Origin of the sequence: Nakamurella sp. PAMC28650 (genome assembly GCF_014303395.1) — a bacterium.
Lineage (GTDB): Bacteria > Actinomycetota > Actinomycetes > Mycobacteriales > Nakamurellaceae > Nakamurella.
Genome location: NZ_CP060298.1, coordinates 2232628 through 2247015, shown reverse-complemented (window position 1 = coordinate 2247015; position 14388 = coordinate 2232628). Strand labels below are relative to the sequence as shown.

23 protein-coding genes and 1 pseudogene are annotated in these 14388 nt (G+C 65.5%); all 24 read right to left on the bottom strand.

Features of this window, described 5'->3' with window-relative positions:
- Window positions 1-15 precede the first annotated feature (15 nt).
- Entirely contained in the window at window positions 16-591 is a 576-nt protein-coding gene (locus H7F38_RS10310; protein WP_187093974.1) for an adenylate kinase, read from the bottom strand.
- Window positions 591-1922, bottom strand: a complete 1332-nt coding sequence (gene secY, locus H7F38_RS10305; protein ID WP_187093973.1) for a preprotein translocase subunit SecY — start codon at window positions 1920-1922, stop codon at window positions 591-593. The genes H7F38_RS10310 and secY overlap by 1 nt, the downstream gene beginning before the upstream one ends.
- A 405-nt stretch (window positions 1923-2327) precedes the next feature.
- A complete protein-coding gene (gene rplO, locus H7F38_RS10300) occupies window positions 2328-2771 on the bottom strand; it encodes a 50S ribosomal protein L15 (RefSeq protein ID WP_187093972.1) in 444 nt (147 codons plus the stop codon).
- A complete protein-coding gene (rpmD, locus tag H7F38_RS10295) occupies window positions 2768-2971 on the bottom strand; it encodes a 50S ribosomal protein L30 (protein WP_187093971.1) in 204 nt (67 codons plus the stop codon). Before rpmD ends, rplO begins: the two co-directional genes overlap by 4 nt.
- Before the next feature lies 1 nt (window position 2972).
- Window positions 2973-3623, bottom strand: a complete 651-nt coding sequence (gene rpsE / locus H7F38_RS10290) for a 30S ribosomal protein S5 (RefSeq protein WP_187093970.1) — start codon at window positions 3621-3623, stop codon at window positions 2973-2975.
- A gap of 39 nt (window positions 3624-3662) precedes the next feature.
- A complete protein-coding gene (gene rplR / locus H7F38_RS10285) occupies window positions 3663-4031 on the bottom strand; it encodes a 50S ribosomal protein L18 (RefSeq protein ID WP_187093969.1) in 369 nt (122 codons plus the stop codon).
- Entirely contained in the window at window positions 4031-4570 is a 540-nt protein-coding gene (gene rplF / locus H7F38_RS10280) for a 50S ribosomal protein L6 (protein ID WP_187093968.1), read from the bottom strand. The genes rplR and rplF overlap by 1 nt, the downstream gene beginning before the upstream one ends.
- A 13-nt stretch (window positions 4571-4583) precedes the next feature.
- On the bottom strand, window positions 4584-4982 hold the full coding sequence (gene rpsH / locus H7F38_RS10275; protein ID WP_187093967.1) for a 30S ribosomal protein S8: 399 nt from the start codon (window positions 4980-4982) through the stop codon (window positions 4584-4586).
- A gap of 273 nt (window positions 4983-5255) precedes the next feature.
- Window positions 5256-5441 (bottom strand): type Z 30S ribosomal protein S14, encoded by a 186-nt coding sequence (locus H7F38_RS10270; protein WP_187093966.1) that lies wholly within the window; start codon window positions 5439-5441, stop codon window positions 5256-5258.
- A 2-nt stretch (window positions 5442-5443) separates the two neighbouring features.
- Window positions 5444-6022, bottom strand: coding sequence for a 50S ribosomal protein L5 (gene rplE, locus H7F38_RS10265; protein WP_187093965.1), 579 nt, complete (start codon window positions 6020-6022; stop codon window positions 5444-5446).
- Window positions 6022-6342 (bottom strand): 50S ribosomal protein L24, encoded by a 321-nt coding sequence (gene rplX / locus H7F38_RS10260; protein ID WP_370531313.1) that lies wholly within the window; start codon window positions 6340-6342, stop codon window positions 6022-6024. Before rplX ends, rplE begins: the two co-directional genes overlap by 1 nt.
- A 2-nt stretch (window positions 6343-6344) precedes the next feature.
- Window positions 6345-6713, bottom strand: a complete 369-nt coding sequence (gene rplN / locus H7F38_RS10255; protein WP_090476363.1) for a 50S ribosomal protein L14 — start codon at window positions 6711-6713, stop codon at window positions 6345-6347.
- Between the two features lie 604 nt (window positions 6714-7317).
- Window positions 7318-8367 (bottom strand): WXG100 family type VII secretion target, encoded by a 1050-nt coding sequence (locus H7F38_RS10250; RefSeq protein ID WP_187093964.1) that lies wholly within the window; start codon window positions 8365-8367, stop codon window positions 7318-7320.
- Window positions 8368-8697: 330 nt separating this feature from the next.
- Window positions 8698-8991 (bottom strand): 30S ribosomal protein S17, encoded by a 294-nt coding sequence (gene rpsQ, locus H7F38_RS10245; protein ID WP_187093963.1) that lies wholly within the window; start codon window positions 8989-8991, stop codon window positions 8698-8700.
- On the bottom strand, window positions 8988-9233 hold the full coding sequence (rpmC, locus tag H7F38_RS10240; RefSeq protein WP_187093962.1) for a 50S ribosomal protein L29: 246 nt from the start codon (window positions 9231-9233) through the stop codon (window positions 8988-8990). Before rpmC ends, rpsQ begins: the two co-directional genes overlap by 4 nt.
- Complete coding sequence (gene rplP / locus H7F38_RS10235) at window positions 9233-9652, bottom strand: 50S ribosomal protein L16 (protein ID WP_187093961.1); 420 nt, start codon at window positions 9650-9652, stop codon at window positions 9233-9235. Before rplP ends, rpmC begins: the two co-directional genes overlap by 1 nt.
- Window positions 9653-9658: 6 nt before the next feature.
- Window positions 9659-10501, bottom strand: a complete 843-nt coding sequence (rpsC, locus tag H7F38_RS10230; RefSeq protein WP_187093960.1) for a 30S ribosomal protein S3 — start codon at window positions 10499-10501, stop codon at window positions 9659-9661.
- Entirely contained in the window at window positions 10501-10947 is a 447-nt protein-coding gene (gene rplV / locus H7F38_RS10225; RefSeq protein ID WP_187093959.1) for a 50S ribosomal protein L22, read from the bottom strand. The genes rpsC and rplV overlap by 1 nt, the downstream gene beginning before the upstream one ends.
- 20 nt (window positions 10948-10967) lie before the next feature.
- Window positions 10968-11249, bottom strand: a complete 282-nt coding sequence (gene rpsS / locus H7F38_RS10220) for a 30S ribosomal protein S19 (protein ID WP_090476347.1) — start codon at window positions 11247-11249, stop codon at window positions 10968-10970.
- Between the two features lie 50 nt (window positions 11250-11299).
- Complete coding sequence (rplB, locus tag H7F38_RS10215) at window positions 11300-12139, bottom strand: 50S ribosomal protein L2 (RefSeq protein ID WP_187093958.1); 840 nt, start codon at window positions 12137-12139, stop codon at window positions 11300-11302.
- A gap of 21 nt (window positions 12140-12160) precedes the next feature.
- A complete protein-coding gene (gene rplW / locus H7F38_RS10210; protein WP_305080161.1) occupies window positions 12161-12454 on the bottom strand; it encodes a 50S ribosomal protein L23 in 294 nt (97 codons plus the stop codon).
- Window positions 12455-12606: 152 nt separating this feature from the next.
- Window positions 12607-13260 (bottom strand): annotated as a pseudogene (gene rplD, locus H7F38_RS10205) (50S ribosomal protein L4); the annotation flags it as partial.
- Window positions 13257-13934, bottom strand: a complete 678-nt coding sequence (gene rplC, locus H7F38_RS10200; protein ID WP_187093956.1) for a 50S ribosomal protein L3 — start codon at window positions 13932-13934, stop codon at window positions 13257-13259. The pseudogene rplD and the gene rplC, both read right to left, overlap by 4 nt.
- 58 nt (window positions 13935-13992) lie before the next feature.
- Entirely contained in the window at window positions 13993-14298 is a 306-nt protein-coding gene (gene rpsJ, locus H7F38_RS10195; protein WP_003938093.1) for a 30S ribosomal protein S10, read from the bottom strand.
- Between the last annotated feature and the right edge of the window lie 90 nt (window positions 14299-14388).

The window sequence follows — 14388 nt, the reverse complement described above, 5'->3', positions numbered from 1 at the left end:
GACGGGCCACACCGCTCAACCGCGCAGTTCACCGGCAGCGGTGAGGGGACTGCGAACCGCCTCGAGCACGCGCCGGTGCACCTCGTCGACCTCGCCGACACCGTCGACGTGCACCACCCGGCCGTCGTAGTAGTCGATCAGCGGCGTGGTCTCGCGGTGGTAGATGTCCAGTCGACGGGTGATCGCCTCGACGGTGTCGTCCGCCCGCCCGCGCGAGAGCATCCGGTCCAGCAGGACCTGGTCGGGGGCGGTCAGCAGGACCACCCGCTCGATCGGCGCATGACGCCCGTCCAGCATGGCGGTCAGCCAGTCGGCCTGCGTGATGTTGCGGGGAAAGCCGTCCAGCAGGAACCCGGGTTCGGCGTCGGGCTGGGACACCCGATCGGCCACCATGTCCTGCGTGACCTCGTCCGGCACCAGTTCACCGGAATCGACGTACTTCTTGACCAGCATGCCCAGTTCGGTGCCGCCCGCCAGGTTGGCCCTGAACAGGTCCCCGGTGGAGACGTGGGGAATTCCGAGCGATTCCGCGAGCAACGCTGCCTGGGTGCCTTTTCCGGCACCCTGCGGACCGACGATGAGCAGACGCATCAGCGGAGGAACCCTTCGTAGTTGCGCTGCATGAGCTGGGTCTCGATCTGCTTCACGGTGTCGAGACCGACGCCGACCATGATCAGCACGGAGGTGCCACCGAACGGGAAGTTCTGGTTGTTGCCGCTACCGGTCAGCGACAGGAAGAGGTTCGGCAGGATGGCGACCACGCCGAGGTAGAGGGAACCGGGCAGGGTGATCCGGGAGAGCACGAACTGCAGGTACTCGGCCGTCGGGCGTCCCGGCCGGATTCCGGGGATGAACCCGCCGTACTTCTTGAGCTCGTCCGCTCGCTCCGTCGGATTGAAGGTGATTCCGACGTAGAAGTAGGTGAAGAAGATGATCAGCGCGAAGTACAGGACGTTGTGGAACCAGTTGCTCTGGTCGACGACGTAGATGTTCAGGAAGTTGCTGAATCCGGAGTAGTTGACGACACCGTTGGTGGTCGATCCGCCGATCAACTGCACGATCAGGGACGGGATGTACAGCAGCGAGGTCGCGAAGATGACCGGGATGACGCCGGCCTGGTTCACCTTGAGCGGCAGATAGGTCGACGTGCCGCCGTACATCTTGCGGCCGATCATCCGCTTGGCGTACTGGACGGGGAGCCGACGCTGCCCCTGCTCGATGAACACGACAGCGGCGATAATGGCCAGGCCGATGACGATGATGACGCCGAAGACGACACCGCCGCCGGAGGCCAGGATCTGCTGCCCCTCGCTGGGGATGCGGGCTGCGATCGAGGTGAAGATCAGGATCGACATGCCGTTGCCGATACCGCGATCGGTGATCAGCTCGCCCATCCACATGATGGCGGCGGTGCCGGCCGTCATCGTCAGGACCAGGACGATCAGCGTCAGGGTGCTGCGGTCGGGGATGATGTCACCGCTGTTGGCGCAGTTCGGGAACAGCTGGCCGTTGATCGTCAGGGCGATGAAGGCCGTGGCCTGGAGGACACCGAGGCCGATCGTCAGGTACCTGGTGTACTGCGTCATCTTGGCCTGGCCGGGCTGGCCCTGCTTCTTGAGCTGCTCGAACCTCGGGATCACGACGGTGAGCAGCTGCACGATGATGGAGGCGGTGATGTAGGGCATGATGCCCAGCGCGAACACGCTGAGCTTCAGCAGGGCACCGCCCGAGAAGAGGTTCAGTACCGTGTTGAGCGAATTGTCCGCACCGCCCGCAGCGATGCACTGGTTCACCTTGGCGTAGGCGACACCGGGAGACGGAAGGGTGGCACCCAGCCGATACACCGCGACCATGGCGAGCGTGAAGAGAATCTTCTTCCGCAGGTCGGGTGTCTTCAGTGCCGAGACGAATGCGGCGAGCAATGGTCCTCCTGTCGACACCGGCCCGGCAGGACGGTGGCGATATCTCAGCCCCAGCGACTGGTCGGCGCTGGGTCTAGCCAGATGGAGCTGTGTCAGGTGCTACGTGGTGCTGGCAAGTCGGTGACGAAGGCTGCTGTTCCAGCACAGCCTAGGTGTTGCTGTGCTACCCGGAGATTCCCATGCGGGAGGTAGGGCAGGAGTTCGGCGACGACCGAGCACGCCCGGCAGCAGTGCCGCCGACCCATCGGTCGCCGGGGCAGCAGACCACGCTCCCCAATGAAGAGACTGTAACGCACAGATCCCCCGGGTCCTGGACCCGTCTTCCGACGGGGTGACCAGGAATCCCGGGGGATCCAGGCGGTTCGACACCACTTCGGCGTGCTGGTCGACAGCTCGCCGGGAGCGTCAGACGGCGGTGGTGGTACCGCCGGCCGCGCTGATCTTTTCCTTCGCCGCACCGGAGAAGGCATTCGCGGTGACGTCGAGCTTGACACCGGCGATGTCGCCGTCGCCGAGCACCTTCACCAACTGGTTGGCGCGGACCGCGCCGGCCCCGACCAGTTCGGCGATGCCAATGGCGCCACCCTCGGGGAACAGGGTGACGATCTGACCGATGTTGACGACCTGGAACTCCACACGGAAGCGGTTCTTGAAGCCCTTGAGCTTCGGCAGACGCATGTGCAGGGGCAGGTTGCCACCTTCGAAGGACGCCGGGACATTCTTGCGAGCGCCGGTGCCCTTGGTACCGCGGCCCGCGGTCTTGCCCTTGGAACCTTCACCACGGCCGACGCGGGTCTTGGCCGTCTTCGCACCCGGAGCGGGGCGGAGGTGGTGGACTTTAATCGTCACTGTTCGTCATTCCCATCTTTCACAAACTCGACCGTCAGGAGATGACGGGCCGACTTGAGGTAGCCACGGTTCACGGGGTTGTCCGGGACCGTCACGACCTGGTGGATCTTCTTCAGGCCGAGCGAACGCACCGACTCGCGTGCCTTCGGCTTGTTGCCGATGGTGGAACGGACCTGCGTGATCTTGAGCTGCTGGGCCATGTCACACACCCTGTCCCGCGCGGGCGCGCAGCATCGCGGCCGGGGCCACGTCCTCGATCGGCAGCCCACGACGGGCCGCGATCTCCTCGGGGCGCATGAGGCCCTTCAGTGCTGCGATCGTCGCGTGCACGATGTTGATCGGGTTGTCCGAGCCGAGCGACTTGGAGAGCACGTCGTGGATGCCGGCGCACTCGAGCACGGCACGCACCGGGCCACCGGCGATGACGCCGGTACCAGGACTGGCCGGGCGCAGCAGGACGACGCCGGCGGCCGCTTCGCCCTGGATCGGGTGCGGGATGGTGGAGGCGATGCGCGGAACCTTGAACTGGTTCTTCTTCGCCTCCTCCACGCCCTTGGCGATGGCGGCCGGGATTTCCTTGGCCTTGCCGTAGCCGACGCCGACGGTGCCGTCGCCGTCACCGACGACGACCAGCGCGGTGAAGGAGAACCGACGCCCACCCTTGACCACCTTGGCCACACGGTTGGTGACGACGATGCGCTCCAACAGCGGGTTCTTCTCGACGGGCGCGTCGCGGCGTCCGCCATCGCGGCGATCGCGGCCACCGCGACCTCCGCGGTCACCGCCACCCTCGCCGCCGGTACGGGCCTGGCCGCCGAAACCGCCGCCGCCCTGCCTAGCTTGTCCGGGCATCAGATGTCCCTCTCGATCACGTATGCACAGTTGTTCATGTCAGAACTCCAGCCCGGCGCCACGGGCGCCGTCGGCCAGAGATGCGATCCGGCCGTGGTACTTGTCGCCACCGCGGTCGAACACCACAGTCGAAACCCCGGCCGCCTTGGCGCGCTCGGCGATCAGTTCGCCGACCTTCTTGGCCTTGGCACTCTTGTCGCCGTCGGCGAACCGCAGGTCCGCCTCGAGGGTCGAAGCGGCGGCCAGCGTCCGGCCGATCGTGTCGTCGACGATCTGCACGGCGATGTGCCGGGCAGAGCGGGTGACCACAAGACGCGGGCGCACGGCAGTGCCGGTGACCTTCTTGCGCAGACGGAAGTGCCGCCTCGTCCGCGCCTCGGCGCGCTTCTGGGAAACGTTGGCTGCCATCACTTACCCGTCTTTCCGACCTTGCGCCGCACGACCTCGCCGGCGTACCGCACGCCCTTGCCCTTGTACGGGTCAGGCTTGCGCAACTTGCGGATGTTGGCGGCGACCTCGCCGACCAACTGCTTGTCGATGCCCTCGACCTTGAACCTGATCGGGGATTCGACGATGAAGGAGATGCCGTCCGGCGCCTTGACCGGGACCGGGTGGGAGTAACCGAGTGCGAACACCAGATCCCTGCCCTCGGCGGCCACGCGGTAACCGACGCCGACGATCTCCATCGGCTTGGAGTAGCCGGCGGTGACGCCGACCACCATGTTGTTCACCAGGGTCCGGGTCAGACCGTGGCGGGACTTGGAGTCCCGCAGGTCGTCCGGGCGGGTGACGGCGAGTGTGCCGTCCTCTTCCTTGGAGATGATGATTGGCTCGACCACCGAGTGGGACAGGGTGCCCTTGGGTCCCTTGACCGTCACGGTGCGACCGTCAATCGTCACGTCGACCCCAGCAGGAACTGGGATCGGCAGTCTTCCGATTCGCGACATGAGGTTTCGTCCCTTACCAGACGTAGGCGAGGACTTCCCCGCCCACCTTCTTCTTGGCGGCCTGGCGATCGGTCAGCAGACCGGTCGAGGTCGAGATGATGGCGACGCCGAGGCCTCCGAGGACCTTCGGCAGCTCGGTCGAACGCGCGTAGATGCGCAGCCCGGGCTTGGAGATGCGGCGGACGCCGGCGATCGAACGCTCACGGTTCGGGCCGTACTTGAGCGTGACGACGAGCGACTTGCCGACGGTGGCGTCGGCGGTGGTCCAGGAGCCGATGTAGCCCTCCTTGACGAGGATGTCGGCGATGTTCCCCTTCAGCTTGGAGAAGGGCATCACCACCTCGTCGTGGTAGGCCGAGTTGGCATTGCGGATGCGCGTCAGGAAATCCGCGACCGGGTCTGTCATAACCATTTCTGGTGGTGCCTCTCTCGTCTGGTTCCCTACCCCGGCGCATCCGATGGGAAGATGCGCGGGGCCGGGCCTGTGACGACGTAGCGCGTCTGCTGCGACGCGGGTGGGATGACCAGACGTGTGCGTCCGGCCGGGTGGTGCGGGTGCTGGCATTGCGGCGCGGGTGCCGCGCTGATCAACATCGATTGCGCTCATCAACTTGACGACTCGCTTCACTCCAGTCCCATCACGGCAACTTTCATGAGCGCGGGCCAAGTTGATCCGCGCGGGGTGCTACCAGCTGGACTTGGTGATGCCCGGCAGCTCGCCGGCGTGCGCCATCTCCCGCAGGCAGATGCGGCACAGGCCGAACTTCTTGTAGACCGAGTGCGGGCGACCGCACCGGTTGCAACGGGTGTAGCCGCGCACCGCGAACTTCGGCTTGCGCTTGGACTTCATGATCAGAGCGGTCTTCGCCATGGTCAGATCTCCTTGAACGGGAAGCCCAGGAGCTTCAGCAGCGCCCGGCCTTCGTCATCGGTGGTGGCCGTGGTGACGACAGTGATGTCCATACCGCGGGGGCGATCGATCCGGTCGATGTCGATCTCGTGGAACATCGACTGCTCGTTCAGACCGAACGTGTAGTTGCCGTTGCCGTCGAACTGCTTCGGCGACAAGCCTCGGAAGTCGCGGATACGGGGCAACGCGATGGTCACCAAACGGTCCAGGAACTCCCACATGCGGTCGTTGCGCAGGGTGACCTTTGCGCCGATCGGCATGCCTTCGCGCAGCTTGAACTGGGCGATGGACTTGCGGGCCTTCTTGACCTCGGGCTTCTGCCCGGTGATCAGCGCCAGGTCGCGAACCGCGCCTTCGATGAGCTTCGCGTCACGCGCGGCCTCACCGACACCCATGTTCACGACGACCTTGACGACACCGGGGATCTGCATGACGTTGCCGTAGGCGAACTGCTCATTCATGGCCGTCTTGATCTCCGCGGCGTAGCGGGTCTTCAGCCGGGGGCTGACCTTGGTGGTCGGCGAATCTTCTACGGTCGTCATCAGAGGTCCTTCCCGGAACGACGGGCGACGCGGATGTTGCGACCCTCGTCATCCACTCGTTTGCCGACCTTGGTCGGCTTGTTGTCGCCGTCGACGACCATCACGTTGGAGATGTGGATGGCCGCTTCCTGGGTCACGATGCCACCGGACTTCGCGCCACGCTGGGTGGTGGAGACCTTGGTGTGCTTCTTGATCCGGTTCACGCCTTCGACCAGCACGCGGTTCCGCTCGGGGTAGGACTGGATGACCTTGCCCTTGGCGCCCTTGTCCTTGCCTGCGATCACCAGGACGGTGTCGCCCTTCTTCACCTTCAAGCCCATGACTACAGCACCTCCGGTGCCAGCGAGATGATCTTCATGTACTTCTTGTCGCGCAGCTCGCGGCCGACCGGCCCGAAGATGCGGGTGCCACGCGGGTCGCCGTCGCCCTTGAGCAGAACGGCTGCGTTCTCGTCGAACTTGATGTAGGAACCGTCCGCACGACGGCGCTCTTTGACGGTGCGCACGATGACGGCTTTGACCACGTCACCCTTCTTCACACCGGCACCGGGAATGGCATCCTTGACCGTGGCGACGATGATGTCGCCGATCCCCGCGTACCGACGGCCGGAGCCACCGAGGACGCGGATGCACAGGATTTCCTTGGCGCCGGTGTTATCGGCGACGCGGAGCCTGGACTCCTGCTGAATCACGTCAATCCCAACCTTCGCAATGCGCGCGCACCGGTCACCCGGATTGCCCGCTCTTGTTCACTGGTTCTGTCGTCCTGCCTCCGTGGCCGGTTCCGACCCGTGACACACGAAAAGACAAGAGGAAGTACGAGCTGGATCGCTCGCCTTTTCTCTCTTGCCTGTGGCATGTGCCGGTGGCCGGGGCCCGCATTGCCGCAGGTGGTCCGGCCCAGGGTGGGAACCCGAAGCAATGACAGAGCCTTGGCGAAATTTCCGACCTCGCCAAGCCAGAGGTGACCGGAGCGGACTTTGCAGACCTCTCCACACCAAGTTCTTACAGTACCGGACCAGCGGGAACAAAGCCAATCACCTCCCGCGGGCGCTCCCCGCCTGGATCACCGCCGGGCGTGGATCACCCGGCTGCGTGGATCAACCCCCGGCGTGGATCACCCGTCGGCGTGGATCAACCCCCGGCGTGGATCACCCGTCGGCGTGGATCAACTTCGAAGGCATGGACGAAAGTGTTGACTTCTGTCCCACCACTCCCAAATCCGGCAAGTTGATCCATGCGAGCCAAGTTGATCCATGCCAGAGGGACCGGCCTCGCGCGGCCCACCGGGACTTCTCATTTTGCCTTCTCGGCCTGGTCGATCTGGCTCTGGATTCCGGCTTCGATCATCCCGGTGCCATGGTTGCCCTTCACGTCGTACCAATCCTTGGTCCCGGGCACCACGACGGTCCTGCCGACCGATGGGTTCAGCGCCCCGTAGGTCTCACCGTCGGACAACGGGTCGTTGCTGGTCTCGTAGTTGGTGATCAGGCCGGCGGCTCCCTCGCGCAACCCAGGGAAGTCAGCCACTACCGCGCTGATGGACGCGGCGTTGAAAGTCACCGCGTGGCTCCCGGAGACCATTGAGGCCAACGCGGCCGTCTGCCCGCCCAGGGAGTGGCCAGCGAAGGTCACGTTGTCGGCACCGACGTGCGAGGTGATCGCCTGGGCGATCGCGACGGCCTGCATCTCCTGGGGACTGATGCCACCGGCTCCAGCAACGTTGTTGACGACCCAGTCCATCCCCGAGTCCCACAACGCGCTGACACTGGATGCGCCGGTACTGGAGCCCGGAAAGGCCACCACGTAGTGCCCGTTGGCGTCGCGGTAGACCGATACGTCCATTCCGGTGATACCGCTGGTCTTGTAGCCGGTGAGACCGAGCTTCTCCAGATCATTGGGTGACACCTTCTCGTACCCCGGCGGGAGGGTGGTACTTCCCGACCCCGCTGCATCGACCAACTTCGCGTAGGCCAGGTCCTGTTTGAGTCCGGCAACCCGCGGGCTGTCCGGCGTGGTCGCCACCGGACCCGCATTCCCGACACCGATTCCGGCGGCACCGCTGCCGGGGTCTGCGGCGCTGGCCCGATCCTGCTCGTCGGCGTTGCGCGTCAGCGCCCGACCCATCTCGGCGAGCGCCGATTGGGTCGCCTGCAGCTCCGACCGGTACTGCCCGCTCCACAGGTGCGCGAAGGTGGCGGAGTCGTGACCATGCCAGCTGCCGGATGCCCGCTTCACCAACTGGTCGAGTCGCTGAACGATGACCTCGAGCTGTTCGGCGTTGGCGTCGAAACGCTTGGCCACATCCCTGACCTCGGCAACATCCATCCCCACGAAGTTCGACATGCGCTGACTGTAGGCAAGGATCCTGCGGAACGCGATGGGCAGAAGTCACCAGCTCGAACCCCCGGGCCGCCGTCTCCCACGGCGCATCTCATCTGGTCACCGCGCACCTCGTCTGGTCACTGCGCACCGGCAGGGTCGGCACCGGGGGGTGCGCGGTGACCGCAGCAGGTGTGCCGTCACCACCGCAGGTGCGCCGTGGCTCGTGGCGCGTCCGACGCGGGCGAGCAAGGTCGGGAACGCACAAGACCCCGGTCCCCGCACGTATGCGGAGCCGGGGTCCTGCGATGGCACAAATCCTGCGCTGCAACGATCCTGCAGTGGAGCGAGGCTCTACTTGGCCTTCTCGACGACCGACACCAGGCGCCAGCGCTTGGTGGCCGAGGTCGGGCGGGTCTCGGCCAGCAGGACGCGGTCGCCGACACCGGCAGTCCCGGCCTCGTCGTGCGCCTTGACCTTGGTGGTGCGGCGGATGACCTTCGAGTAGCGAGGGTGCTTCACCCTGTCCTCGAGTTCGACGACGATCGTCTTCTCCATCTTGTCGGAGACCACAAGTCCCTCACGGGTCTTGCGCTCGCCGCGGTCGGAGACCGCTGCATCCGCGGAAACTACTTCTTGCTCGCTCATGCGGCACCTTCTTCTGTATCCGTCGAACCGTCGGGTCCGGTGGACAGACCGAGTTCGCGCTCGCGCATGACGGTGTAGATGCGAGCGATGTCGTGCCGCACGGTGCGCAGCCGGCGATTGTTGTCCATCTGGCCGGTGGCCATCTGGAACCGGAGGTTGAACAGCTCCTCCTTGGACTCGCGAAGACGGGCAACCAATTCCTCGGCACCGAGTTCACGCATTTCATTCGTGGCGGTGGCCATCAGGATTCCCCTCCTTCACGGGTCACGATGCGACACTTCATCGGCAGCTTGTGGATCGCGCGGCGCAGGGCCTCGCGGGCGATGGCCTCGGTCGGGTAGCTCATCTCGAAGAGCACACGGCCGGGCTTGACGTTGGCGACCCACCACTCCGGCGAACCCTTGCCGGAACCCATGCGGGTTTCGGCCGGCTTCTTGGTCAGCGGACGGTCGGGGTAGATGTTGATCCAGACCCGGCCACCACGCTTGATGTGGCGGTTGATGGCGATACGAGCGGACTCGATCTGCCGGTTGGTGACATACGCGGGCTCGAGAGCCTGGATGCCGTAGTCACCGAAGGTGACGGCCGTGCCGCCGGTCGCGAGCCCGGTCCGATGCGGACGGTGCTGCTTCCGGTGCTTGACCCTACGGGGGATGAGCATGTGAGGTCAGCTCTCCTGAGTCGGAGCGGCCGGAGCCGCGTCTTCGACGACCGGGGCGTCGTCGGCAGCTGCGCGGCCGGCGTCCGTCGAGGTCGGGGTGGTGCCGCTGGCACCCGAACGCCGGCGAGCCGGGCGGTCGGAGCGATCGGCGGAAGCGGGGGGACGTCCACCGGCACCGCGCTGGGCAGCGGCGGCTTCTGCGGCCTTCTGCTCGGCCAGGCTGCCGGTCTTGTCGCCCTTGTAGATCCAGACCTTCACGCCGATGCGGCCGAACGTCGTCTTGGCCTCGAAGAAGCCGTAGTCGATGTCGGCACGCAGCGTGTGCAGCGGAACGCGACCCTCGCGGTAGAACTCGGACCGGCTCATCTCTGCGCCGCCGAGTCGACCGGAGCACTGGATCCGGATGCCCTTGACGGCACCCGAACGCTGGGCCGACTGCATCGACTTGCGCATCGCACGACGGAAGGACACGCGGTTCGAGAGCTGCTCGGCGACACCCTGGGCGACCAGCTGCGCGTCGGACTCCGGGTTGCGGACCTCGAGGATGTTCAGCTGCACCTGCTTGCCGGTCAGCTTCTCGAGCTGCCCACGGATCCGGTCGGCCTCCGCACCACGACGGCCGATGACGATCCCCGGACGTGCGGTGTGGATGTCGACACGAACCCGGTCACGGGTGCGCTCGATCTCGACCTTGGCGATGCCGGCCCGCTCCATGCCCTTGGACATGAGCTTGCGGATGGCGACATCTTCCGCCACGTACTCGGCGTATGCCTTGTCGGCGAACCAATGCGAGGTCCAGTCGGTGGTGATACCCAGACGGAACCCATGCGGGTTGACTTTCTGACCCACTAGCGGGTCCCTCCCTTCGCGCTCTGGCTGACGCGCGAAACGCGACGACCTTCGGTGATGCCGGTCTTCGGGGTACCCGAGAGCGACACCAGTTCAATGGTGATGTGGCAGGTGCGCTTGCGGATCCGGAAGGCGCGACCCTGTGCACGCGGCTGGAACCGCTTGAGGGTCGGACCCTCGTCGACATAGATCGTGTCGACGAACAGCGAGTCGGCCGACAGGCCCTGGTTGTTCTCGGCGTTGGCGATGGCCGAGGCCAGCAGCTTGGCGACAGGCTCAGCGGCAGCCTGCGGGGAGAACTTCAGGATGGAAGCCGCTGCGGCGACGTCCGTCCCGCGGATCAGGTTGACGATGCGGCGCGCCTTCATCGGCGTCATTCGGAGGTGCTTGAGCTGCGCGCGGGTGCGCGGAGCCCCAAGAACCGCAGAATCTTTCTTTGTATCCATTTGATGTCCCTGTCCCGTGCTCAGCCGCGCCGGGCGCGACGGTCGTCCTTGATGTGGCCCTTGAAGGTCCGCGTCGGAGCGAACTCGCCAAGCTTGTGACCGACCATCGATTCGGTGACGAACACCGGGACGTGCTTGCGGCCGTCGTGCACGGCGATCGTGTGCCCGAGCATGTCGGGGATGATCGTCGAGCGGCGCGACCAGGTCTTGATGACGGCCTTGGAGCCCTTGTCGTTGGCGACGTCCACCTTCTTGAGCAGGTGGTCATCGATGAACGGGCCCTTTTTGAGACTGCGTGGCATCTCTTGTCCTCCTGCTCAGTTCTCGGTGTGAGTGTTGTTGGCCTGCAGCATCATCGCTTCTTGCCGCCCTTACGACGACGACGAACGATCAGCTTGTCGCTGGCCTTGTTCGGCCGACGGGTACGGCCCTCGGGCTTACCGCCCGGGTTGACAGGGTGACGTCCACCGGACGTCTTGCCCTCGCCACCACCATGCGGGTGATCGACCGGGTTCATGGCGACACCACGGACGGAGGGGCGCTTGCCCTTCCAACGCATCCGGCCGGCCTTGCCCCAGTTGATGTTGGCCTGCTCGGCGTTGCCCACCTCGCCGATGGACGCGCGACAGCGCGCATCGACGTTGCGGATCTCGCCGGACGGCATGCGCAGCTGGGCGTAGGGACCGTCCTTCGCGACGAGCTGCACCTTGGTGCCGGCCGAACGGGCGATCTTCGCGCCGCCACCGGGACGGAGCTCGATGCCGTGGATGACCGTGCCGACCGGGATGTTGCGCAGCGGGAGGTTGTTGCCCGGCTTGATGTCTGCGCCCGAACCGGTCTCGACCGTGTCACCCTGCGCGAGCTTGTTCGGCGCCACGATGTAGCGCTTCTCGCCGTCCGCGTAGTGCAGCAGGGCGATACGGGCGGTGCGGTTGGGGTCGTACTCGATGTGAGCGACCTTGGCCGGCACGCCGTCCTTGTCGGCCCGACGGAAATCGATGAGACGGTAGGCACGCTTGTGCCCGCCACCCTGGTGTCGGGTGGTGACCCGACCGTGAACGTTCCGGCCACCCTTGGAGTGGAGCGGAGCGATCAGCGACTTCTCCGGCGTCGTGCGGGTGAGCTCGGCGAAATCGGCCACCGAGGCCCCACGGCGACCGGGAGTGGTCGGCTTGTATTTACGGATACCCATTGTCCTCTAGTCCTCTTCGCCTCAGGCGCCGGTGAAGATCTCGATCGCCTTGCTGTCCGGAGACAACGTGACGATCGCGCGCTTGGTTGCTTTGCGCTGTCCGAAGCCGGCCCGGGTGCGCTTGCGCTTGCCCTGCCGGTTGAGCGTGTTCACCGAGGTCACCTTGACATCGAAGATCTTCTCGATGGCAATCTTGACCTGGGTCTTGTTCGCATCCGGGTGCACCAGGAAGGTGTACCGACCGGTCTCGAGCAGGCCGTAGCTCTTCTCGGAGACAACCGGCGCGAGGATGATGTCGCGCGGATCGGAGATCACTTGGACTCCTCCTCAGTGGGGTCGGCCGCGGACGCGTTGTCCTCGGCGATGGCCTCTTCCAGTGCGGCCTCGACGACGGCCTCTTCGATCGCTTCCTCGAGGACTTCCGCCACCAGCACCTCGGCGATCGCCTCTTCGACGGCGAGCTCGAGCTCGGTCTCGATGACCGCGGCCTGCGCCTTGGCGAAGATCAGGAAATCGTTCAACGACTGCTCGGTGAAGACGACATCGTCGCTCTTGAGCACGTCGTAGGTGTTCAGCTGATCGCTGGCGATCAGATGCACGTTCTCCGCGTTGCGCAGGCTCTTCCAGCCGGCCACGTCTTCCCGGGCGATGACCACGAGGACGTTCTTGGCGGTGGAGACGTGGGCCAGGGCGGAAATTGCCACCTTGGTCGACGGCTTGTCACCCTCGACCAGCGAGGACAGGACGTGGATGTTTCCGCCACGGGCCCGATCGGACAGGGCACCGCGCAGGGCGGCCGCCTTCATCTTCTTGGGGGTCCGCTGCAGGTACTTGTGCGGCACGGGGCCGTGCGAGATACCGCCACCGACGAACTGCGGCGAACGGGTCGAGCCCTGACGGGCGCGGCCGGTGCCCTTCTGGCGGTAGGGCTTCTTGCCGCCACCGGATACCTCGCCGCGGGTCTTCGTGCTGTGCGTGCCCTGGCGTGCGGCAGCAAGCTGCGCGACGACGACCTGGTGCATCAGTGCGATGTTGGCCTGGACGTCGAAGATCGCATCCGGAAGGACGATCGAGTCGCCCTTCTCGCCGGCCGGGCTGGTGATCTGAACGGTCGTCGTCACTTCGACGCCCCCTTCACAGCTGCGTTGCCGAGGTGCTTGACCGCGGACTTGACGAAGACGACGCCACCCTTGGGACCGGGAACGGCGCCCTTGATCAGGATGAGGCCCCTGTCCGCATCGATCGCGTGGATCGTCAGGCTCTGGATGGTGACCTTCTCGTGTCCCATCCGGCCCGCCATGCGCATGCCCTTGAAGACACGGCCGGGGGTGGAGCAGCCACCGATGGAGCCCGGTCCACGGTGCTTGCGGTGCACACCGTGCGAGGAGCTCAGGCCCTTGAATCCGTGGCGCTTCATGACACCGGCGGTGCCTTTGCCCTTGGAGGTACCGGTGACGTCGATGAGATTGCCGGCCTCGAAGACCTGCTCAGCGGTCAGTTCCTGGCCCAGCTCGTAACCGGAGACGTCCTCGGTACGGAGTTCAGCGATGTGGCGGCGTGGCGTGACGCCCGCCTTCGCGAAGTGCCCGGTGACCGGCTTGGTCACCTTGCGGGGGTCGATCGCGCCGAAGGCCAGCTGCACGCCCGAGTAGCCATCGGCTTCTGGGGTGCGGACCGCGGTCACGACGACAGGGCCCGCGGCGATGACGGTGACCGGGACAACCCGGTTCGTCTCGTCGAAGACCTGGGTCATCCCGAGCTTGTGGCCCAGAATTCCCTTGATCGTGTTAGCCATGATTTGAAATACCCATCTCCTCGAGATCTCTTCAGCCTCAAGGGGTCGGAGGAGATCCCTACTGGATGTTGACGTCGACCGAGGCCGGCAGATCGATGCGCATCAGCGCGTCCACCGTCTTCGGGGTCGGATCGAGGATGTCGATCAGGCGCTTGTGCGTCCGCATCTCGAAGTGCTCGCGCGAGTCCTTGTACTTGTGCGGCGAGCGGATCACGCAGTACACGTTCTTCTCGGTGGGCAGCGGCACCGGGCCGACTACACGGGCACCGGTCCTGGTCACCGTCTCGACGATCTTGCGCGCGGACGCGTCGATCGCCTCATGGTCATAGGCCTTGAGCCTGATGCGGATCTTCTGTCCCGCCACGCTTGCCGTCCTTCTAGGTTGTTGCTGCTCTGTCAGTCTGTCTGTGTACTGCTCCTGCTCGGCAGGTGGATACCGATGCCCTGCCGGGCA

Bases quoted from the DNA above. Each gene is read 5' to 3' on its own strand.
- H7F38_RS10310 (WP_187093974.1), bottom strand. From the start codon at position 591: ATGCGTCTGCTCATCGTCGGTCCGCAGGGTGCCGGAAAAGGCACCCAG.
- rpmD (WP_187093971.1), bottom strand. From the start codon at position 2,971: ATGGCCCAGCAGCTCAAGATCACGCAGGTCCGTTCCACCATCGGCAAC.
- rpsE (WP_187093970.1), bottom strand. From the start codon at position 3,623: ATGCCCGGACAAGCTAGGCAGGGCGGCGGCGGTTTCGGCGGCCAGGCC.
- rplR (WP_187093969.1), bottom strand. From the start codon at position 4,031: ATGGCAGCCAACGTTTCCCAGAAGCGCGCCGAGGCGCGGACGAGGCGG.
- rplF (WP_187093968.1), bottom strand. From the start codon at position 4,570: ATGTCGCGAATCGGAAGACTGCCGATCCCAGTTCCTGCTGGGGTCGAC.
- rpsH (WP_187093967.1), bottom strand. From the start codon at position 4,982: ATGGTTATGACAGACCCGGTCGCGGATTTCCTGACGCGCATCCGCAAT.
- H7F38_RS10270 (WP_187093966.1), bottom strand. From the start codon at position 5,441: ATGGCGAAGACCGCTCTGATCATGAAGTCCAAGCGCAAGCCGAAGTTC.
- rplE (WP_187093965.1), bottom strand. From the start codon at position 6,022: ATGACGACCGTAGAAGATTCGCCGACCACCAAGGTCAGCCCCCGGCTG.
- rplX (WP_370531313.1), bottom strand. From the start codon at position 6,342: ATGGGCTTGAAGGTGAAGAAGGGCGACACCGTCCTGGTGATCGCAGGC.
- H7F38_RS10250 (WP_187093964.1), bottom strand. From the start codon at position 8,367: ATGTCGAACTTCGTGGGGATGGATGTTGCCGAGGTCAGGGATGTGGCC.
- rpsQ (WP_187093963.1), bottom strand. From the start codon at position 8,991: ATGAGCGAGCAAGAAGTAGTTTCCGCGGATGCAGCGGTCTCCGACCGC.
- rpmC (WP_187093962.1), bottom strand. From the start codon at position 9,233: ATGGCCACCGCCACGAATGAAATGCGTGAACTCGGTGCCGAGGAATTG.
- rplP (WP_187093961.1), bottom strand. From the start codon at position 9,652: ATGCTCATCCCCCGTAGGGTCAAGCACCGGAAGCAGCACCGTCCGCAT.
- rplV (WP_187093959.1), bottom strand. From the start codon at position 10,947: ATGGATACAAAGAAAGATTCTGCGGTTCTTGGGGCTCCGCGCACCCGC.
- rpsS (WP_090476347.1), bottom strand. From the start codon at position 11,249: ATGCCACGCAGTCTCAAAAAGGGCCCGTTCATCGATGACCACCTGCTC.
- rplB (WP_187093958.1), bottom strand. From the start codon at position 12,139: ATGGGTATCCGTAAATACAAGCCGACCACTCCCGGTCGCCGTGGGGCC.
- rplC (WP_187093956.1), bottom strand. From the start codon at position 13,934: ATGGCTAACACGATCAAGGGAATTCTGGGCCACAAGCTCGGGATGACC.